The sequence below is a fragment of the Cupriavidus sp. WGlv3 genome (genome assembly GCF_023952475.1).
GTDB classification, from domain to species: domain Bacteria; phylum Pseudomonadota; class Gammaproteobacteria; order Burkholderiales; family Burkholderiaceae; genus Cupriavidus; species Cupriavidus phytorum.
Genome location: NZ_JALHRX010000001.1, coordinates 97,170 through 117,547, shown reverse-complemented (window position 1 = coordinate 117,547; position 20,378 = coordinate 97,170). Strand labels below are relative to the sequence as shown.

Annotated in this window: 18 protein-coding genes; 12 read left to right on the top strand and 6 right to left on the bottom strand. The window is 68.6% G+C overall.

The window, feature by feature from the left end; all coding sequences use genetic code 11:
- Window positions 1-158 precede the first annotated feature (158 nt).
- Window positions 159-1,505, top strand: a complete 1,347-nt coding sequence (locus MKD38_RS00560; RefSeq protein WP_252674208.1) for a YihY family inner membrane protein — start codon at window positions 159-161, stop codon at window positions 1,503-1,505.
- A 96-nt stretch (window positions 1,506-1,601) separates the two neighbouring features.
- Here the strand turns inward: MKD38_RS00560 and MKD38_RS00555 are convergent, their stop codons facing one another.
- From MKD38_RS00555 to MKD38_RS00545, 3 genes are all read right to left on the bottom strand, one after another.
- Entirely contained in the window at window positions 1,602-1,919 is a 318-nt protein-coding gene (locus MKD38_RS00555) for an Mpo1-like protein (RefSeq protein WP_252674207.1), read from the bottom strand.
- Between the two features lie 98 nt (window positions 1,920-2,017).
- Entirely contained in the window at window positions 2,018-2,842 is an 825-nt protein-coding gene (locus MKD38_RS00550) for an alpha/beta fold hydrolase (RefSeq protein ID WP_252674206.1), read from the bottom strand.
- Window positions 2,842-4,158 (bottom strand): O-acetylhomoserine aminocarboxypropyltransferase, encoded by a 1,317-nt coding sequence (locus MKD38_RS00545; RefSeq protein WP_252674205.1) that lies wholly within the window; start codon window positions 4,156-4,158, stop codon window positions 2,842-2,844. Before MKD38_RS00545 ends, MKD38_RS00550 begins: the two co-directional genes overlap by 1 nt.
- Window positions 4,159-4,407: 249 nt before the next feature.
- Between MKD38_RS00545 and MKD38_RS00540 the strand changes: the two genes are divergently transcribed.
- From MKD38_RS00540 to MKD38_RS00520, 5 genes are all read left to right on the top strand, one after another.
- Window positions 4,408-4,854, top strand: coding sequence for a CBS domain-containing protein (locus MKD38_RS00540; protein WP_092313657.1), 447 nt, complete (start codon window positions 4,408-4,410; stop codon window positions 4,852-4,854).
- A gap of 176 nt (window positions 4,855-5,030) precedes the next feature.
- Window positions 5,031-6,929, top strand: a complete 1,899-nt coding sequence (locus MKD38_RS00535; protein WP_252674204.1) for an MFS transporter — start codon at window positions 5,031-5,033, stop codon at window positions 6,927-6,929.
- Between the two features lie 20 nt (window positions 6,930-6,949).
- Complete coding sequence (locus tag MKD38_RS00530) at window positions 6,950-7,678, top strand: glutathione S-transferase C-terminal domain-containing protein (protein ID WP_252674203.1); 729 nt, start codon at window positions 6,950-6,952, stop codon at window positions 7,676-7,678.
- Between the two features lie 83 nt (window positions 7,679-7,761).
- A complete protein-coding gene (gene aroC / locus MKD38_RS00525) occupies window positions 7,762-8,871 on the top strand; it encodes a chorismate synthase (protein WP_252674202.1) in 1,110 nt (369 codons plus the stop codon).
- Between the two features lies 1 nt (window position 8,872).
- Window positions 8,873-10,144, top strand: a complete 1,272-nt coding sequence (locus tag MKD38_RS00520; RefSeq protein ID WP_252674201.1) for an MFS transporter — start codon at window positions 8,873-8,875, stop codon at window positions 10,142-10,144.
- Here MKD38_RS00520 and MKD38_RS00515 read toward each other — a convergent pair.
- Together MKD38_RS00515 and MKD38_RS00510 are read right to left on the bottom strand one after the other, a co-directional pair.
- On the bottom strand, window positions 10,066-11,172 hold the full coding sequence (locus MKD38_RS00515; RefSeq protein WP_252674200.1) for an NAD(P)/FAD-dependent oxidoreductase: 1,107 nt from the start codon (window positions 11,170-11,172) through the stop codon (window positions 10,066-10,068). The genes MKD38_RS00520 and MKD38_RS00515 overlap by 79 nt on opposite strands.
- A 45-nt stretch (window positions 11,173-11,217) precedes the next feature.
- Window positions 11,218-11,934, bottom strand: a complete 717-nt coding sequence (locus tag MKD38_RS00510) for a FadR/GntR family transcriptional regulator (RefSeq protein WP_252674199.1) — start codon at window positions 11,932-11,934, stop codon at window positions 11,218-11,220.
- A 243-nt stretch (window positions 11,935-12,177) separates the two neighbouring features.
- Between MKD38_RS00510 and MKD38_RS00505 the strand changes: the two genes are divergently transcribed.
- The 3 genes from MKD38_RS00505 (at window position 12,178) to MKD38_RS00495 (ending at window position 15,306) form a co-directional block, all read left to right on the top strand.
- Window positions 12,178-13,065 (top strand): flagellar brake protein, encoded by an 888-nt coding sequence (locus tag MKD38_RS00505; RefSeq protein ID WP_252674198.1) that lies wholly within the window; start codon window positions 12,178-12,180, stop codon window positions 13,063-13,065.
- An 89-nt stretch (window positions 13,066-13,154) separates the two neighbouring features.
- Window positions 13,155-14,273: an esterase/lipase family protein gene (locus MKD38_RS00500; RefSeq protein ID WP_252674197.1), complete on the top strand. Its 1,119-nt coding sequence runs from the start codon at window positions 13,155-13,157 to the stop codon at window positions 14,271-14,273.
- Window positions 14,260-15,306 carry a lipase secretion chaperone gene (locus MKD38_RS00495; RefSeq protein WP_256504644.1) on the top strand — a complete coding sequence of 349 codons (1,047 nt, stop codon included), beginning with the start codon at window positions 14,260-14,262 and terminating at the stop codon, window positions 15,304-15,306. Before MKD38_RS00500 ends, MKD38_RS00495 begins: the two co-directional genes overlap by 14 nt.
- A 79-nt stretch (window positions 15,307-15,385) precedes the next feature.
- Here the strand turns inward: MKD38_RS00495 and MKD38_RS00490 are convergent, their stop codons facing one another.
- Entirely contained in the window at window positions 15,386-17,074 is a 1,689-nt protein-coding gene (locus tag MKD38_RS00490) for an electron transfer flavoprotein-ubiquinone oxidoreductase (protein WP_252674196.1), read from the bottom strand.
- Between the two features lie 302 nt (window positions 17,075-17,376).
- On the opposite strand from MKD38_RS00490, the gene MKD38_RS00485 reads away from it, so the two are divergent.
- The 3 genes from MKD38_RS00485 (at window position 17,377) to MKD38_RS00475 (ending at window position 20,333) form a co-directional block, all read left to right on the top strand.
- Entirely contained in the window at window positions 17,377-18,162 is a 786-nt protein-coding gene (locus tag MKD38_RS00485) for an SDR family oxidoreductase (protein ID WP_116336664.1), read from the top strand.
- 267 nt (window positions 18,163-18,429) lie between these two features.
- Complete coding sequence (locus MKD38_RS00480; protein ID WP_111519729.1) at window positions 18,430-19,032, top strand: TRAP transporter small permease; 603 nt, start codon at window positions 18,430-18,432, stop codon at window positions 19,030-19,032.
- The gene (locus MKD38_RS00475) at window positions 19,029-20,333 is read left to right on the top strand and encodes a TRAP transporter large permease (protein WP_172581733.1); all 1,305 of its coding nucleotides are present in this window, start codon (window positions 19,029-19,031) and stop codon (window positions 20,331-20,333) included. The genes MKD38_RS00480 and MKD38_RS00475 overlap by 4 nt, the downstream gene beginning before the upstream one ends.
- The last annotated feature ends 45 nt before the right edge of the window (window positions 20,334-20,378 follow it).

The following is a 20,378-nucleotide window of genomic DNA, read 5'->3' as shown; positions in this document are numbered from 1 at the left end:
GCTGCGAAGGGTGACGCGCGAGGATGCCGGCAACAATGCGCGTATTATAGATGCGCCCCCCGCGCCCTCTCCCGATGGCCACGCGCCGCACGCGCAACGGGGCCATCCTTGAATTCGACAATCGATCCGACAGACCAGATCCAGGAGGTTGCTTGCGCATGATTGGAGCCCGCGTCGCCCGCCTGCGCCGGGAATGGAACCTGCAAAAGGTGCGTGCCCTGGCACGCTATGCGTTGCGCCGCGCCGCCGAAGACCGGTTGCCGCAGGTCTCGGCCAGCCTGACCTTCACCACCGTGCTGGCGGTGGTGCCGGTGCTGACCGTGGCCTTCGCGCTGCTGGCCGCGTTCCCGGTGTTCCGCGACTTCCGCAACGCCATCGAGGCATTCCTGTTCCAGAACCTGATACCCGGCAACGTCAGCGAATCGATCCAGCGCTATCTCGGCATGTTCGCCAAGAGCGCGCGCGGGTTGACCGCGATGGGCCTGGGCGGGCTGATGGTGACCTCGGTGCTGACCATGCTGACGGTGGAGGACGCGCTCAACGCGATCTGGCGCGTCAAGCAGCGCCGCCCGCTGGCGCAGCGGGTGCTGGTGTTCTGGGCGGTGCTGACCTTCGGCCCGGTGCTGATCGGCGCCAGCCTGTCGATCAGCTCCTACCTGATCTCGATCTCGGCGGGCTATGTCGGCACCATGCCGGTGGGCGTGGGCCTGCTGGTGGGCGCGGCGCCGGTGCTGCTGTCGGCCCTGGCCTTTGCCTTCCTGTACACGGCGGTGCCGAACGCCTATGTCGAGTGGCGCGACGCCATCGTGGCCGGGCTGGTCGCCGCGGTGGCGTTCGAATTCGCCAAGCGCGGCTTCGGCTATTTCATCACCGAGATCCCGGCCTACACCGCGGTCTACGGCACCTTCGCCGCGCTGCCGCTATTCCTGCTTTGGATCTACCTGAGCTGGCTGGTGACGCTGCTGGGCGCGACCATTGCCGCCAACCTGCCGGTGATCCGGCAGGGCTACTGGCGCCGCCGCAGCTTTGCCGGCAGCGAGTTCTTCGACGCGCTGGGCGTGCTGCTGCTGCTCTACCGCGCCCGCGATGAAGTGCCGCGCAGCGTCGGCGAACTGGACCTGAGCCGCAAGCTGCGGGTCGAGGCCGACTACCTCGCCGGCCTGCTGGACAAGCTCAAGGCCATGCACCTGGTCGGCCGCCTGCAGCAGGAGCGCGGCCAGGCCCACTGGGCGCTGCTGTGTGACCCGTCGCAGGTGACGCTGCGCACGCTGCACGACCGGCTGGTGCTGAACCTGCCGCGGCTGCCGCGCACGGCGTTGGCGCAGCATTTGCGAGGCGCCGATGCGCTCAAGTCGATCCTGGACAATCCGCAACTGGACCAGACGCTGGAGGCGGTGTTCCGGCAGCAGCCGGTGGATTTGCCGCCGACGGCCGGCGATGGCGACGGGCAGCGCCCGCGGCGTGCGCTGGAGGTGGTGCCACCGGGGTGGCATGGGCAAGTGTGAGTGGGGTGCTCATCGCCGACCACGCTGGCCGCTTGCCGGTTTGCTCCCCTCTCCCGCGCGCGGGAGAGGGAGCACCCAATCGCATGGGCTAGCCGATCAAAACGGAATCCTCCCCCGCCAGATATCGAAATACATCACCCAATCCCCCATCAGGCTATAAACGGGATGCCGGAACGTAGCCGGCCGGTTCTTCTCGAACCCGAAGTGCCCGACCCAGGCAAACGCATAGCCCGCCACTATCGCAGCGAGCAGCCACCACAAATTGCCGGTCACGACCAGCGCCACCAGGCACAGCAGCGCCACCGTCGACCCGGCAAAATGCAGCCGCCTGCAGGTACGGTTCTGGTGTTCACTCAGGTAGTAGGGATAAAAGGCCGCGAAATTCTCGAACTCGCGTGCATGCGCCTGGGCCATGGCTGTCTCCGGCAGGTCTTGTTTGCTGCAGTGTAGACCTTCGGCGACGTGATGTAATGCGGACGGCCGCCGGCGTGGCCAGCCGTCCGGGACCAGCGTCAGCCCGCCGCCACCACCTTGCGCGCAAACGCCGCCAGCGCATCCAGCACTTCATCCGGACGCTCGCCCATCAGCGCATGGCCGCACGGCACCGTCACCACGCTGGCGCTGCGCATCTTGCCGGCCAGTGCCTGGGCCGCCTTGGGCGAGGTCATCATGTCCTTGCTGCCGGTGATGAACAGCGCCGGGCACGCCGCCGCCGCGGCGGCTTCCTCGCCATGGGCATAGGCGTTGCAGGCCGAGAAGTCATTGTGGAACACATGCGCCTGCGGGTTGTTGCGCGACACCCGTTCCATCAGCCGCTGGCTGCCGCCATGCATCCACGCGCCGGGGCCCGGCGACGACGGCTTGTTGGCGAGGCTGGAATGCGACCAGGTGTTGACCATGGCGATGGCGTCGCCCTCGCGGTTGAGCGAGGCGTCGAGCAGCGCGTCCGAGACCTTCATCGGATAGGCCGTGGCCAGCAGGCCGATGCCGCGCACCGCCTGCGGATGCCGCGCCGCGCATTCCAGCGCGATCAGCGAGCCCATGCTGTGGCCGAACACGAAGGCCGGCGCGGTGACGCCGGCGGCGGCCACCAGCGCCATGACCCAGTCCGCCATGGCTTCGACCGTGGCCAGCGGCGCGCCCTGGCTGCGGTTATGGCCGGGCAGGTCCACCGCCAGCACCGAGAAGCCATGGTTGGCGAACCAGCGCGTCTGCAGCGCCCAGACGCTGTGGTCGTTCTGCGCGCCGTGGACGAAGACGGCGCAGGGCAGGGCGGGATCGAACGGTTTGCCGCCGGTATAGGCGTAGGCCGGCTGGCCGGCAAGATTCAGTTCCATCAGGCTTGCCCTCCCTTGTTGCCGGCGCCCATGGCCTTCTCCGCTGCCTTCAGGCCGCGCTTGAGATCGTCGATCAGGTCGTCGGCATCTTCCAGGCCGACCGACAGCCGGATCGTGCCTTCGGTGATGCCCGCCGACTGCAGCGCGGCCGCGTCCATGCGGAAGTGCGTGGTCGAGGCCGGGTGGATCACCAGCGAGCGCGCGTCGCCGACATTGGCCAGGTGCGAGAACAGCGACAGGCTTTCGATAAAGCGCTGGCCGGCCAGGCGGTTGCCCTTCAGGTTGAAGCTGAACACCGCGCCGCAGCCGCGCGGCAGCAGGCGCTTGGCCAGTTCGTAGTCGGGGTGCGATTCCAGCTCCGGGTACGACACCGACTCGACCATCGGATGCGAGACCAGGAACTGCACCACCTTGCGGGTGTTGTCGACATGGCGGCTCATGCGCAGCGGCAGCGTCTCCACGCCCTGCAGCAGCTGCCACGCCGCCATCGGGTTCATGCAGGCGCCGAAATCGCGCAGCCCTTCGCGGCGCGCGCGCAGCAGGAACGGCGCCACCGTGCTTTCCTCGGTGAACACCATGTTGTGGAAGCCCTCGTAGGGCTCGGACAGCTCCGGGAAGCGCCCCGAGGCCTCGAAGTCGAAGGTGCCGCCCTCGACCAGCACGCCGCCGATGGTGGTGCCGTGGCCGCCCAGGAATTTGGTGGCCGAGTGGTAGAGCAGGCCGGCGCCATGGTCGAACGGGCGCAGCAGGTAGGGCGTGGTGAAGGTGGAATCGACCAGCAGCGGGATGCCATGGTCCTGGCCCAGTTGCGCCAGGGTCGGGATGTCGAGCACGTCGAGGCCGGGGTTGCCCAGCGTCTCGCCGAACAGCAGCCGGGTCTCGGGCCGGATGGCGGCGCGCCAGGCGTCGATATCGCGCGCCTTGACGAAGGTGGTCTCGATGCCGAAGCGGCGCAGCGTGTAGTGCAGCAGGTTGTGCGAGCCGCCGTACAGCGCCGACGACGCGACGATATGCGAGCCCGCGCCCATCAGCGTGGCTACCGCCAGGTGCAGCGCGGCCTGGCCCGAGGCCGTGGCGATGGCGCCGGCGCCGTTCTCGAGCGCGGCGATGCGTTCCTCGAGCACCGCCACGGTGGGGTTGGAAATGCGCGAGTAGACGTGCCCCGCGCGTTCCATGTTGAACAGCGACGCGGCGTGCTCGCTGTCGCGGAACACGAAGGACGTGGTCAGGTGGATGGGGGTGGCGCGAGCCCCGGTGGCGGGGTCGGGCGCGGCGCCGGCGTGCAGCGCCAGCGTGTCGAAGCGGGTTCCGGACATGGTCGGTCGGCCTTGAGTTGTCTCCGGCCAGCATCGTAGCATCGTGCGCCCGCCCACGCGCGCCGGCGGCCCGCAAACCGGCCTCCCGCTTTACTTTGGCGGCGGGTTTGGGCTAGGATCGGCCAACGGGCACACGGTGCCCGCACACCCATAGACAGATAACAATGTGACCGGTATCGCCCCCGGTGCCACGGCCGGCGCGATACCCTCAGTTTCAGCTCAGTGTGAGCGCAGGCAGCGGAGACCAACATGAAAGTCAGCGACATCCTCCAGATCAAGGGCAATACGCTCTATACCGTGACGCCTGACACCTCCTTGCTGGTCGCCGTGCACACCATGGCCGAGCACGATATCGGCTCGCTGGTGGTGATGGAATACGGCGACCTGGTCGGCATGCTGACCTTCCGCGAGATCATCGAGACCCTGGCCCGCAACCACGGCAACGTCGGCACCAGCAGCATCCGCAAGGTGATGGACGATGCGCCGCTGACCTGCACCATGGAAACCGACGTCAACGAGGTCCGCCGCATGATGCTGGAGCGTCACACCCGCTACCTGCCGGTGCTCGACAACCGCACGCTGATGGGCGTGATCTCCTTCTACGACGTCGCCAAGGCCGTGGTCGAGGACCAGAGCTTCGAGAACAAGATGCTCAAGGCCTATATCCGGGACTGGCCGGAAGAGCGCGCCGAGTGAGGGCGCCGGGCCGCGCCGGTAGAGTCCGCCCGAAGCCCCCAGCCTACTGAAGCCGCCTGCGGAAATACCCTCGGTTGGCGCCACCCGGCCGCGGCAAGGTGGCGGCAAGGCCGCGGCTGCGGCACACTAGCCGGCGTTCCCATTCCCGTTGGCGGTCGCCACCGACCGGCCCCTCCATGAGCCAACACAGCCAGTTCCGACTGCTCGGCCTGCGCCGTTTCGCGCCGTTCTTCTGGACCCAGTTCCTGGGGGCGATGAACGACAACGTGTTCAAGGTCGCCTTCACCTCGCTGGTGACGTACCACACGGCGCTGTTCGAGGGCGTCGACGCGCGCAGCGCGGCGTTCCTGATCTCGGCCATCTTTATCGCGCCATTCGTGCTGTTCTCGGCCACCAGCGGGCAGATCGCCGACAAGCTGGAGAAGTCACGGCTGATCCGGCTGGTCAAGTCGCTGGAGATCGCCATCATGGTGCTGGGCCTGGCCGGCTTTGCCTGGCACAGCGCGCCGCTGCTGTACACCGGCACCTTCCTGATGGGGCTGCATTCCACGCTGTTCGGGCCGGTCAAGTTTGCCTACCTGCCGCAGCACCTCGACGAGAGCGAACTGGTCGGCGGCAACGGGCTGGTCGAGATGGGCACCTTCGTCGCGATCCTGATCGGCACGCTGATCGGCGGCGAACTGGCGGGGCTGCAGCAGGGCGGCGCCATGGTCGGGCCGCTGTACGTGGGCGTGGCGTGCGTGATCATCGCCGTGGCCGGACGGCTGGTGGCGGGCCGGATCCCGGCGTCGCCGGCGCCGCAGCCGGACCTGCGCATCAACTGGAACCCGTTTTCCGAGACCTGGCGCAACCTGATGCTGGCGCGCGGCAACCGCACCGTGTTCCTGAGCCTGCTCGGCATTTCGTGGCTGTGGTTCCTCGGCGCCACCTTCCTGACCTCGTTCTTCAGCTACGCCAAGGATGTGCTAGGCGGCGACCAGAACGTGGTGACGTTGCTGCTGGCGGTGTTCTCACTGGGCATCGGCACCGGTTCGCTGCTATGCGAGCGCCTGTCCGGGCGCCATGTCGAGATCGGGCTGGTGCCGTTCGGCTCGATCGGCATGACCGTGTTCGCGGTCGACCTGTACTTTGCCAGCCAGGGGCAGGCGCCGGCCGCGTTGAGCGGCATCGGCGCCTTCCTGGCCGAGCCGCACCACTGGCGCGTGCTGGCCGACCTGTTCCTGCTGGCGATGTTCGGCGGCTTCTACAGCGTGCCGCTGTACGCGCTGATCCAGAGCCGCAGCGCGCCCACGCACCGCGCCCGCATCATCGCCGCCAACAACATCCTGAACAGCTTCTTCATGATCGCGGCCTCGCTGCTGGGCGTGGCGCTGACCCAGGCGGGCTATACCATCCCGCAACTGTTCCTGGTGGTGGGGCTGCTCAATGCGGTGGTGGCGGTCTACATCTACTCGCTGGTGCCGGAATTCCTGCTGCGCTTTATCGCGTGGATCCTGGTCCATACGCTCTATCGCCTGCGCCGCATCAACGCCGAGCGCATCCCCACCGAAGGGCCGGCGGTGCTGGTGTGCAACCACGTCAGCTTTGCCGATGCGGTGGTGCTGATGGCATGCAGCCCGCGCCCGGTGCGCTTCCTGATGGACCACAGCATCTTCAAGGTGCCGCTGCTGTCGTGGTTCTTCCGCCAGGCGCGCGCGATCCCGATCGCGCCGGCGCACCAGGACCCCGAGATGCTCAGGCGCGCCTATGACAGCGTGGCCCAGGCGCTGGACGACGGCGACCTGGTCTGCATCTTCCCCGAAGGCAAGATCACCGCCACCGGCGACATCAATCCGTTCAAGCAGGGCGTGCAGCAGATCATCCGCCGCACCCCGGTGCCGGTGGTGCCGATGGCGCTGCGCGGGTTGTGGGGCAGCTTCTTCTCGCGCAAGGGCGCGCCGGCGATGTCGCGGCCGTTCCGACGCGGCATCCTGAACCGGCTCGAGCTGGTGGTGGGCGAGCCGGTGCCGCCCGAGTCGGCCACCCCGGAAGGGCTGCAGCAGATGGTGCAGGCCCTGCGCGGCGACTGGCGCTAGCTGAGGCAAAGGCGACCCCGATGATCACCCTCTACACCTTCGGCCCCGCCTTCGGGCTGCCCGATGCCAGCCCCTTCGTCACCAAGGCCGAGATGCTGCTCAAGCTGGCCGGCCTGCCATACACGGCGCGCCGCGGCAGCCTGCGGCGCGCGCCCAAGGGCAAGCTGCCGTACCTGGACGACATGGGCCGGATCGTGGCCGATTCCACCATGATCCGCTGGCATATCGAGAAGACCTACCACATCGATTTCGACGCGGGCCTGAGTGCGGCCGAGCGCGGCATTGCCTGGGCCGCCGAAAAGCTGATGGAGGACCATCTCTACTGGGCGGTGGCGCGGGTGCGCTGGCTCGACCAGGCCAATTTCGACAAGGGCCCGGCCCAGTTCTTCCGCAGCGTGCCGGCGCCGGTGCGCGGGCTGGCCGAGCGGCTGGTGCGCTACAAGGTGCGCAAGACGCTGTGGGGGCAGGGCCTGGGCCGGCATAGCGAGGAAGAGCTGGTGGCGCTGGCGAGCAAGGGCGTGGCCTCGATCGCCGACATCCTGGGCGACAAGCGCTACCTGATGGGCAACCAGCCGTGCGGGGCCGATGCCACGCTGTTCGCCTTTGCCGGCAGCCTGCTGTGCCCCGTATTCGACACCCCGATCCGCACCGCGGCCGAGGGGCATGCCAACCTGGTGGCCTATATGGCGCGGATGCGCGCCGAGTTCTACCCGGAGCTGGCACCAGTGCCGCAGGGCGTCGCCGCCTGACCTGCCGACGCCGCCGAGGCCCGCCGACCCCGGCCATTGGCCTTACAATGGAGGCCGTCCCCAATTCCTGTGCGGTTTCCATCATGTCCGGCAACACCCTTGGCCTGCTTTTCACTGTCACCACCTTTGGCGAATCGCACGGGCCGGCCATCGGCGCGGTGGTGGACGGCTGCCCGCCGGGCCTGGCGCTGACCGAGGCGGATATCCAGGGCGACCTGGACCGCCGCAAGCCCGGCACCTCGCGCCACGTCACCCAGCGCAAGGAACCCGACCAGGTCGAGATCCTGTCCGGCGTGTTCGAGGGCAAGACCACCGGCACCCCGATCTGCCTGCTGATCCGCAACACCGACCAGCGCAGCAAGGACTACGGCAATATCGTCGAGACCTTCCGCCCCGGCCATGCCGACTACACCTACTGGCAGAAATACGGCATCCGCGACTATCGCGGCGGCGGCCGCTCGTCGGCGCGCCTGACCGCGCCGGTGGTGGCGGCGGGCGCGGTGGCAAAGAAATGGCTGCGCGAGCAGTACGGTACCGAGATCCGGGGCTATATGTCGCAGCTGGGCGAGATCGCGGTGCCGTTCACCGACTGGTCGCATGTGCCTGAGAACCCGTTCTTCGCGGCCAATGCCGACATCATCCCCGAGCTCGAAACCTATATGGACGCGCTGCGCCGCGACGGCGACTCGGTCGGCGCGCGTATCGAGGTGGTGGCCAGCCACGTGCCCGTGGGCCTGGGCGAGCCGCTGTTCGACAAGCTCGATGCCGATATCGCGCACGCGATGATGGGCATCAACGCGGTCAAGGGGGTCGAGATCGGCGCCGGCTTCGACAGCGTCGCGCAGCGCGGCAGCGTGCATGGCGACGAGCTGACCGCCGCGGGCTTCCGCAGCAACAACGCCGGCGGCGTGCTGGGCGGCATCTCCACCGGGCAGGACATCACCGTGTCGCTGGCGATCAAGCCGACCTCGTCGATCCGCACCCCGCGCGAATCGATCGACAAGGCCGGCAACGCCGCCACCGTCGAGACCTTCGGCCGCCACGATCCGTGCGTGGGCATTCGCGCCACGCCGATCGCCGAGGCCATGCTGGCGCTGGTGCTGATCGACCACGCGCTGCGCCACCGCGCCCAGTGCGGCGACGTCCGCGTCGAAACGCCGCGCATCCCCGCGCAGGCCGGCCAGACCCGCTGACTTGACGCCGCAGCGCGCGGGCGGCCAAAGCGGGGCCGGCGGCCCCGACCATGCCCGCTTCGGGCTCTTCTACCTGGGCTATTACGGCTACGTCGGCCTGATCTCGCCCTACGTCAGCCTGTACTTCGCCGACCGCGGCTTCGACCCGGTGCAGATCGGCGTGCTGATGGCGAGCTTCCAGGTCAGCCGCATCGCCGGCCCCTACCTGTGGGGCTGGCTCTCCGACATGATGCACACGCGCGTGCGCATCCTGCGCGTCAGCGCGTTCACCTCGCTGCTGGCGTTCCTGGTGCTGCCGGGCGTCGGCAGCTACGGCGGCATGATGGCGATGATGCTGACGCTGAGCCTCTTGACCAGCGCGATGTCGCCGCTGGGCGATGCCCTGACCATTTCCACGCTGCGTCGTTACGGCGCCTTCGACCACAGCTACGGCCGCATCCGCATGTTCGGCTCGCTCGGCTTTATCGGCGCGGTGCTGGCCGGCGGGGCGCTGTTCGAGGCGGTCGGCATGCGCGCGTTCCCGTGGGTGGCGAGCGCGGTGCTGGCGATCCTGGCCGGGGTGGTGCTGACCATGCGCGACGCGGCCGACGAGGGCCCGCGCACGACGCCGCCGCGCGCCTTGCCGCTGCTGCGCCGTCCGGACGTGGCCTGGTTCCTGGCGTCGGCCTTCCTGATGATGTTCGCGCACGCCGCGCTCTACGTGTTCTACTCGCTGTGGCTGGAGACGCTGGGCTACAGCAAGTTCGCCATCGGCATGATGTGGACCATCGGCGTGGTCGCCGAGATCGTCTTCTTCTACTACCAGGGGCTGCTGTTCGCGCGCCTGGCGCTGCGCACCATCCTGGCGGGCACCTTCGTGCTGGCGGCGCTGCGCTTCGGGCTGACCGGCTACTTCGCGCAACTGGCGTGGCTGATGGCGCTGGTGCAGGTGCTGCACGCGGCGACCTTCGCCGCGCACCACAGCGCCAGCCTGAAGCGCCTGCAGGCATGGTTTGCCGGGCCGCTGCAGGGGCGCGGGCAGGCGATGTACACCGGCATCTCCTACGGCGTCGGCGGCACGCTCGGCGGGCTGGCGATGGGCTGGACCTGGAATGCGCTGGCGCCGGCGCACACCTTCGGGCTCGCCGCCGTGGCCGCGGCGGCGGGGGCCTTCTGCGCCGCGATGAGCTTTCGCGTGGAGGGCGACGGGGCGCTTCAGTCCAGCGCCGCGCAGACCCGCTCGGCGAGCGCCAGCGACGAGGTCAGCCCCGGCGATTCGATCCCGAACAGGTGAACCAGCCCCGACACGCCGTGCACGGCGGGGCCGTCGATGCGGAAGTCCGCGGCGGCTTCGTGCGGGCCGCTGATCTTGGGGCGGATGCCGGCGTAGCCGGGCTGCAGCGCGCCGTCGGCCAGTCCCGGCCAGTAGCGGCGCACCTCGTCATAGAAGGCGTCGGCGTCGGCCGCATCCACGCCGTATTCGATCTCGTCGATCCAGCGCACATTGGGGCCGAAGCGCGCCTGGCCGCCCAGGTCGATGGTCAGGTGCACGCCAAGTCCGGCGGCCTCGGGCACGGGATAGATCAGCCGTGAGAACGGCGCGCGGCCGGCCAGCGTGAAATAGCAGCCCTTGGCGTAGTACTGCGGCGGGATATGGGCTTCCGGCATGCCGTCGATGCGGCGCGCCAGCTCCGGTGCCGTGAGCCCGGCCGAATTGACCACCGTGCGCGCCAGCAGCGTGGTGGTGCTGCCGTCTTCCGCGCCGATCTCCAGCCGGATGCCGTGCGCCGTGACCGCGCCGCCCAGCACCGGCGACTGCACCGCCAGCATCGCGCCGGCGTTTTCCGCATCGCCCAGCAGCGCCGTCATCAGGCCGTGGCTGTCGACGATGCCGGTCGACGGCGACAGCAGCGCCGCGTGGCACTGCAGCTGCGGCTCCAGCGCCTGCGCTTCGGCGCGGTCGATCAGGCGCAGGTCGTCCACGCCATTGGCCGCTGCCTTGGCGCGGATGCCTTCCAGCGTCGCCACTTGTGCCGCGCTGGTGGCGACGATCAGCTTGCCGCAGCGCTGGTGCGCCACGTGGCGGCTGGCGCAGTAGTCGTAGAGCATGGCCTTGCCGCGCACGCACAGCTGGGCCTTGAGCGAGCCCGCCGGATAGTAGATGCCGGCATGGACGACCTCGCTGTTGCGCGCGCTGGTGATGGTGCCGAAGGCGTTCTCGGCTTCCAGGATGATCACTTCGCGGCCTTGCAGCGCCAGTGCGCGCGCGACCGCCAGTCCCACCACGCCGGCGCCGATCACGACGCAATCCACAGTTTCCATGGTTGTTCCTTGCTTCAGGGTTCAGGGGTCTCGATATATCCGGGTTCAGGCGGGCAGGCCCAGGCGCGCTGCGGCGGCGGCCAGGTGCTGTTGCGCGGCGTTGCGCGCGGCCGTGGCGTCGCCGGCGGCAATGGCTTCGGCCAGGGCCGCGTGCTCCTGGTCGGCAGCGCGCGGCGCGCCGGTGGCGCTGCTCAGGCGCGCGGTGTTCTCCCACGCGCGCCGGCGCGCGGCCAGCATCTGCTGGCTGACGAAATCGGTCAGCCCGGTAAAGCAGGGGTTGTGCGCGGCTTCGGCAATGGCGTGGTGGAACGCCATGTCGGCCGCGGCCGCGCTGGCCATGTCGCCGTGGCCGTCGGCCTGCGCCTGCATTGCCGCCAGCGCGGCGCGGATGGCGTCAACGTCGGCCGCGGTGCGCCGCCGCGCCGCCATTTCAGCGCAGGCGGTTTCCACCACCCGGCGCAGCTCGAACAGCTGGGCCAGCGTCGGGCCGCCGTCGGGCGCGCTGGCCACGCGCCAGGCCTGGCCGCCCGGGGTGTCGGACACATAGGCGCCGGAGCCCTTGCGCGTGACCAGCACACCGTCGGCCTTCAACTGGGCAATGGCCTCGCGCACGATCGGGCGGCTCACGCCGAAGCTGTCGGCAAGCGCGGACTCGGCCGGCAGGCGCGCGCCCGCGCCGTAGCGGCCGGCAAGGATGTCGTCATGCAGGGTCTGTGCGATACGGGTGGCAAGCGAAGCCGGGCGGGGCAAGAGAGTGTTCATGGGGCTCGATATGTCAGGCTGTCTGACAGATTTTTTACGATTCTGGCCTCAACTTTGCGTCGCGTCAAGCTTGCTGCAGGTAACCGATGCTACACATGCGGCCTTGCAATCCATTGCCCGGCACTAAATTTCGCCGCGCGGACGCCGATAGAAGCCCAATACAGGCGGCGGAATCCGAACGTCAGTCCCGCCCAGGGCTCGTCTCGTCCCAGCACGCCCACCCGGGGCCAACTGCAAACAGCCATGATCCAGCTCACCCCTAACGATCTTCCCGTCGGCCATCCGCTGCCCTGGTCATTGCTCGATGGCGATGGCAACCTGGTGCTCGGCAGCGGCAACATCATTCCCGATGCGCGCGACCTGGCGCTGGTGTTCCACCACGGAACGGTGTGCCGCGACGATGCCGGCGACGAGGCCGCCGACGAGCTGCGTCCCGCCACCGGGCCGCTCGGCCTGCAGGTCGGCACGCTGCTGCATATCAAGCTGGATGGCGAGGCCGCGCGGCCGGCCGCCAGCCGCCTGATCGGCTTTATCGAGCAGGGCCTCTTTGTCACGTGGCCGCAGCTGGGCGGGCGCGACCTGCCGCTGCAGGCCGGCGATGGCGTGGTGCTGCGCGGCTTCTCCGGGCAGGCCATCCACAGCTTCACCTCGACCATCACCGCCGTGTGCCGCAGCCCGTTCCGCTATCTGGTGCTGTCCGCGCCGGTGCAGCAGCACGCGACGCCGGTGCGCAAGGCGGCGCGCGTGCCGACCCGCCTGGCCGCGTACCTGACCGAACCGGGCGATGACGACGGCATCGACCGCGGTGTGGCGCGCCTGTCGCTGCTGTCCGACCTCAGCACCGGTGGCGCATTGGTGCAGACCACGGCGCCGGCCCCCGCGCCCGGCAGCCGCGTGCGCCTGCGCTTCAACCTGCGTACCGCGTCGCTGGACAGCGAGGTGGTGATCGATGGCTGGGTCCGCGTGGCGCCAGCCGGGGCCGCCGGCGACGATGCCGACTTTCCCGCGTTCGGCGTGGCCTTCGATGTGCTGGCCGAGCGCGAACTGACGCTGCTGCAGTGCTACATCTACGAACAGCTGCTTTCCAGCACCCGCATGCCGGTGCAGCCCGCCGCGGTAGCAGCCGTTTAGAGGGAATCCGCTAATGTTTTGATTGTCTCCCCGGGGCGGGCCGTCTTTACTGCTTCCAACATAAAAAGACCCACCACCGAGGAGACCAGATGGAGCACGGCGAACACCACGCGTGCGGGCAACGCACGCCCGTAGCACGCACGCAGCAGTCCCGCAATTCCCGGCGCAGGCTGGCAGGCACCGCCGCGGCGCTGGCCGCAGCAGCCATGCTGGCGCAGCCGGCACCCGCCGCCGCGGTCACCGCCAATGGCGACTACGCGAAGACGCGCTTCCCGATCGTGCTGGTCCACGGCCTGACCGGCGCGGCGAAGATGGCCGGCGTGCTCGACTACTGGTATGGCATTCCCGAAGTGCTGCGGGCCCATGGCGCGCAGGTCTATGTCGCCACGGTGCCATCGTTCAACAGCGATGCCGAGCGCGCGCTGGCGCTGCAGGCCTATGTGCGCGCGGTCAAGCTGGAAAGCGGCGCCGACAAGGTCAACCTGATCGGCCACAGCCAGGGCGGGCCCACCTCGCGCGTGCTGGCGGCGATGTCGCCGCAGGACGTGGCCTCCGTCACCACCATCGGCAGCCCGCACCGCGGCAGCGAAGTGGCCGACACCGTGCTCGACCTGATCCACGGCATCGGCACCATCCCGATCGCCGGACCGGTGCTGGTCAGCCTGATCCAGGGCGTGTTCGATACGGTCGGCTGGTTCAACGGCATCAGCAACGGGCAGGCGCTGGACCAGGACGCGCTGGCCTCGCTCAAGAGCCTGACCACGCGCGGCGCCGCCGAGCAGAATGCGCGGCTCGACGCAACGCTGGTGCCTGGCACCAGGTCGGCGCTGGGCACGGACTGCGACAGCGCCGGCGCCGTGTCCGAGCAGCGCCAGGCGCGCGACGCCACGGGCAATCTCGTCACCCATACCCTGGCCGCGTATTCGTGGACCGGGCAGGGTGGCCCGCTCAGCCTGCTGCGCTCCAACCTGCTGGATCCGTCCACGGTGATGATGTCGACCGCGGCGGGGCTGATGGCGCTGAAGGGTGCCGGCGCCAATGACGGGCTGGTCTCGGTCTGCAGCAGCAAGTGGGGCCGGGTGCTGGCCACCGGCTATTACTGGAACCATCTCGACGAGGTCAACCAGATGGCAGGCCTGTACCAGGATGCCGATCCGCGCACGGTCATCCTCAACCACGCCAACCGGCTGCGCAATGACCAGCTCTGAGCGTGCGCCGCGGTTCTGGCTGGCCCTGCTGCCGGCCGGCGCCGCGGCCGCTGCGGTGTACTGGCTGACCATGCCGGCGGACCCGGCGCCCGTGCCGCGGCAGGCGGCGGTGGCCGCCGCTGCGCGTCCATCCGCGTCATCGGCGCATCCGGCGCCCGCTGGCGCCTCCACCTGGCCATCGCTCGCCGGCGTGGAGATGCCCGCAGGTCCCGAGGCCGATGCCGCGGGCAACCTGCGGCTGACCCGCGCGCTGCGCACCTATTTCGATTATTTTCTGGGCGCGCGCCACGACGCCGGCGGCATCGATGCGCTCGAGCCGCTGGTGCATGACGACATCCGCCGCCATGTGCCGCAGCCCGCGGCCGGACAGGCGTGGCAGCTGTGGCGCCGCTACGTCGCCTGCCTGGCGGAGATCCTGCCCGAGGCCACGCGCAAGCCGCTCGCGGATGCGGACGGCACGCTCGATGCGCAGCAGGTGCGGCAGCTGCGCGCGCTGCTGGCGCAGCGCAACGCGGCGCGCCAGCGCTGGCTGCCCGAGGTGGCGCAGGCCTGGTTCGGCGACGAGCAGGCCTACGACGAGGCCATGCTGGCGCGGCTGGAGATCGTGACGCAGGCGGGCCTGGACGACGCGCAGCGGCGGCAGCGGCTGGCCGAACTAAACGCCACGCTGCCTGAACCCTTGCGTGCCGCACGCGCAGCCAGCGCGCGCCCGCAGGCCATCAGCCAGACCCTCTCACACCTGCAGGGGGCTGGACGCACCACGCAGGACATCGGCGCCGCGCTGGCGCAGGCATACGGTCCCGAGGTGGCGCAGCGCTACCAGCAGCAGGCGCAGGCCGAGCAGTCATGGCAGCAGCGCTACGACGACTACGCCGCGCGCCGCGCGCAGATCGAGGCGTTCGCGGGGTTGTCGGAGCAGGATCGGCGGCTGCAGCTGGAGACGCTGCGCAGGCAGGCCTTCGACAATCCCAGCGAGGCGCTGCAGGCGGAGGTGGTCGACCAGGCGCTGGCAGCGCGGCAGCGGGCACGCTAACGCATGCCGCGATCACCAAAAAAAACGGCACCGGAGAATCCGGTGCCGTTTTCACTTGCAGCGCGCTTGCGCGGCCGTCTTACATGCCGACGTAGTTCGGCCCGCCGCCACCCTCCGGCGTCACCCACACAATGTTCTGGGTCGGGTCCTTGATATCGCAGGTCTTGCAGTGCACGCAGTTCTGCGCGTTGATCTGCAGGCGCTCCTTGCCCGAGGTCTCGTCCTGCACGAACTCGTACACGCCCGCCGGGCAATAGCGCGACTCGGGGCCGGCGTACTTGTCCAGGTTGATGTCGACCGGCACGCTGGCGTCCTTCAGCGTCAGGTGCGCCGGCTGGTTTTCTTCATGGTTGGTGTTGCTGATGAAGACCGAGCTGAGGCGGTCGAAGGTCAGCTTGCCGTCCGGCTTGGGGTAGTCGATCTTCTGGCACTCGGCGGCCGGCTTCAGGTAGACATGGTCCGGCTTTTCGCGATGCAGGGTCCAGGGCGGGTTGCGCACGCCGAGCTTGGGCAGCAGCCATTGCTCGATGCCGGTCATCAGCGTGGCGGTGGTGCGGCCTTTCTTGAACCACTGCTTGAAGTTCTTGGCCTGCAGCAGCTCCTTGTACAGCCAGCTCTGCTCGAACGCGGCCGGGTAGGCGCTCAGCTCGTCGTGCTGGCGGCCGGCCTGCAGCGCGTCGTAGGCGGCCTCGGCGGCGAGCATGCCGGTCTTGATCGCGGCGTGGCTGCCCTTGATGCGCGAGGCGTTCAGGTAGCCAGCATCGCAGCCGACCAGCGCGCCGCCCGGGAACACCGTCTTGGGCAGCGACAGCAGGCCGCCGGCGGTGATGGCGCGCGCGCCGTACGAAAGGCGCTTGCCGCCTTCGAAGTACTGGCGGATTTCCGGATGGGTCTTGAAGCGCTGGAATTCCTCGAACGGCGACAGCCACGGGTTGGTGTAGTCCAGGCCGACCACGAAGCCGACCGCGACCTTGTTGTCTTCCATGTGGTACAGGAACGAGCCACCGTACGTGGCCGGGTCCAGCGGCCAGCCGGCGGTGTGCACCACCAGGCCGGGCTTGTGCTTGGCCGGGTCGATCTCCCACAGCTCCTTCAGGCCGATGCCGTAGCTCTGCGGATCCTTGCCGGCGTCCAGGCCGAACTGGGCGATCAGTTGCTTGCCCAGGTGGCCGCGCGCGCCTTCGGCGAAGATCGTGTACCTGGCATGCAGCTCCATGCCCAGCTGGAAGTTGTCGGTCGGCTCGCCTTCCTTGTCGATGCCCATGTTGCCGGTGGCCACGCCCATGACCGAGCCGTCTTCGTTGTACAGCACCTCGGCGGCGGCGAAGCCCGGGAAGATCTCCACGCCCAGCGCCTCGGCCTGCTGGCCCAGCCAGCGCACGAAGTTGGACAGGCTGACGATGTAGTTGCCTTCGTTGTGGAAGCACTCGGGCAGCAGCGCCGGGGGCGTGCCCTTGGAGCCGGTCTCGTTCAGGAACAGGAACTTGTCCTCGGTCACGGCCTGGTTCAGCGGCGCGCCCAGCTCCTTCCAGTTCGGGATCAGCTCATTCAGGGCGCGCGGGTCCATGATGGCGCCCGACAGGATGTGCGCGCCGGGCTCTGAGCCCTTTTCCAGGACGCACACGTTGACGTCGGCGCCTTTCTCCTGCGCGAGTTGCTTCAGGCGAATGGCCGTGGCCAGGCCGGCGGGGCCGCCGCCGACGATGACCACGTCGTATTCCATGGCTTCGCGCGGGCCGAACTGCTCCAGGAGCTGTTGCTGATCCATTGTCTCTAACCCTCTATTTCTTTGCTGCTAGCTTTGCAATTGTGGGAAGTGCGGTGATCGTTCTGCTGGAACTTGCGCCGGTGGGCAGGGGAGGGGATTTTTGACGGCTTTTTGCGGCCGATAGCCGGCCGGATCGCGCGTTTTCCCTCTTTCCCTTTGCGGGCCAAGTTCTTAGAATCTCCGGCATTGTCCGGGACTCGCCACCCACAGGCAAGGATTTTTTTGGAACGGTCGTTCTTTTTTTTGATATGCTGCCTTCTGCTCCTGATGAGGGCTGAGGGGCTCCCGCACAAGAGGTAACCATGGGTTTGTCGATCAATCTGGAAGGCAAGGTGGCGCTGGTGACCGGCGCCTCGAGCGGGCTGGGCTCGCGTTTCGCCACGGTGCTCGCCGCCGCCGGCGCCAAGGTGGTGCTGGCCTCGCGCCGCACCGAGCGGCTCAAGGAACTGCGCGCCGCGATCGAGGCCGATGGCGGCAGCGCCCATGTGGTGCGCCTGGACGTGACGGACCCGGACAGCATTCGCGCCGCGGTGGCGCACGCCGAGACCGAAGCCGGCGCCATCGATATCCTGGTCAACAATTCGGGCGTGTCGACCACGCAGAAGCTGACCGAGGTGGCCCCGGAAGACTTCGACTTCGTCTTCGACACCAATACCCGCGGCGCTTTTTTCGTTGCACAGGAAGTCGCCAAGCGCATGATCGCGCGCGCCAAGGGCGCCGAGCGCAACGGCAGCCCGCTGCCGCAGGCGCGTATCGTCAATATCGCATCGGTGGCGGGGCTGAAGGTGCTGTCGCAGATCGGTGTCTATTGCATGAGCAAGGCGGCGGTGGTGCACATGACCAAGGCCATGGCGCTGGAATGGGCGCGCCATGGCATCAATTCCAACGCCATCTGCCCGGGCTATATCGATACCGATATCAACCACCACCACTGGGATTCCGACGCCGGGCAGAAGCTGATCCAGATGCTGCCGCGCAAGCGCCTGGGCAAGCCGGAAGACCTCGACGGGCTGTTGTTGCTGCTGGCCTCGGACCAGTCGCAGTTCATCAACGGCGCCGTGATCACCGCCGACGACGGCATGGTCTGAGCGCCCGCGCGCTGACACCGGGGGCGCAAGTCCCCCGCATCCCGCCCAGGCGCCAAAAGCGCCGCGGGATGCCCGAGCGCCAACCCTGGGCTTATCCGGTCCCCTTGGGCGCGCCGTCGTCAGTACGCGTCATTATTCAGAAATTTCGTGCGTGGCAGGCCAGTCTTGGCATAATCCGCCATGTCTGCAGATTAAGTCTTTACATACAAAGCGAGAACGCCGCGGTGGCCGCATGGCCCGAGCGGGCCTGGACCGGAGGCCGGGGAGATGGAGCAACAACAAGAGGCACGGCGCAACGCCGTGCCGCAACACGTCGTCGATTCCGCGGTGATCCCGCAGGCCGCCGACGAAGCGCAGGACGCTGAATTCCGGGTATCGCCCCGCCTCGAGGACTGGATTGGCGTGATCGTGATGGTGCTGCTGGTCGGCATTACCTTCGCCAACGTGGTGGTCCGCTATTTCACCGACGAGTCGTTCGCCTGGACCGAGGAGTTCTCGGTGTTCCTGATGATCGTGCTGGCCCTGGTCGCCGGCAGCGCCGCGGTGGCGCGCGACCGCAATATCCGCATCGAGTTCTTCTTCGAACGTGGCAGCGCCGCGCGGCAGCGGCGCCTGGCGATCCTGTCGGCGCTGGCGGTGGCGGTGATGTTTATCGCGCTGGCGGTGCTGGGGGCGCGCATCACCTGGGACGAATACACCTTCGGCGAGACTTCGCCCGGCATCGGCGTGCCAAGCTGGTGGTACTCGATCTGGCTGCCGGTGCTGTCGGCCGGCATCGCGCTGCGCGCGCTGGCGCTGATGGTGCGCAACGTGCGGGCGCTCAAGGCGCTGCATGAACAGAGCCGGTCGGCGACGGAGCGTGCGCAATGACGCTGGTTGCCATCATCCTGTTCGTGGTCTTTATCGGCCTGATGCTGCTGGGCGTGCCGATCGGCGTGTCGCTGGGGCTGGGCGGCCTGGTTGCGATCGGCCTGTCCAATCTCGATACGCAGATGTTCGGCCTGCTGGCGGTGCCGCAGAACTTCTACGCGGGCCTGGCCAAGTATCCGCTGCTGGCGATCCCGATGTTCGTGCTGGTGGGTTCGATCTTCGACCGCTCCGGCGTGGCGCAGCGGCTGGTGACCTTTGCCATCGCCGTGGTCGGGCGCGGCCCGGGCATGCTGCCGCTGGTGGCGATCCTGGTGGCGATGTTCCTCGGCGGCATTTCGGGTTCGGGCCCGGCCAACGCGGCCGCGGTCGGCGGCGTGATGATCGCGGCGATGTCGCGCGCGGGCTATCCCGGCTCTTACAGCGCGGCGGTGGTCGGCGCGGCCGCGGCCACCGACATCCTGATCCCGCCGTCGGTGGCGTTCATCATCTACAGCGTGCTGGTGCCGGGCGCATCGGTGCCGGCGCTGTTCGCGGCCGGCATGATCCCGGGCGTGCTCGCGGGCATCGCGCTGATCGTGCCGGCGGTGTGGCTGGCGCGCAAGCACAATATGGGCGCCGCCGAAGCCGCGCTGCCGCGCCCGCCGTTCTGGAAGAGCCTGCGCGAGGCCGCGTGGGGGCTGGTGGCGCCGTTCCTGATCCTGGGCGGCATGCGCGCCGGCTGGTTCACGCCGACCGAGGCCGCCGTGGTGGCGGTGGTCTATGGCCTCTTCGTCGGCATGGTGGTGTACCGCAGCATCGGCATGCGCGACCTGTTCACGATCTTCCAGGAGGCGGCCGAGACCTCGGCGGTGATCCTGCTGGTGGTGGCGCTGGCCGGCATCTTTGCCTATGCGCTGTCGACGCTGGGCGTGATCGACCCGCTGGCACAGGCGATCGCCACCTCCGGCCTGGGCGAGTATGGCGTGCTGGCGCTGATCGTGCTGCTGCTGATGACGGTCGGCATGTTCCTCGACGGCATCTCGATCTTCCTGATCTTCGTGCCGCTGCTGCTGCCGATCGCCAATGCCTTCCAGTGGAACCCGGTGTGGTTCGGCGTGGTGCTGACGCTGAAGGTGGCGCTGGGCCAGTTCACGCCGCCGCTGGCCGTGAACCTGATGGTGTCGTGCCGGATCGCCCGCGTGCGCATGGAGGAAACCGTGCCCTGGGTGATCTGGATGCTGCTGGCGATGTTTGTCGCCATGCTGATGGTGCTGGCCTATCCGCCGCTGGCGACGTGGCTGCCGGAGTACCTCGGCTATTGATCGCTGTTGCCTTGATTTTGCATTCACCAACAAGAACCTGACGCT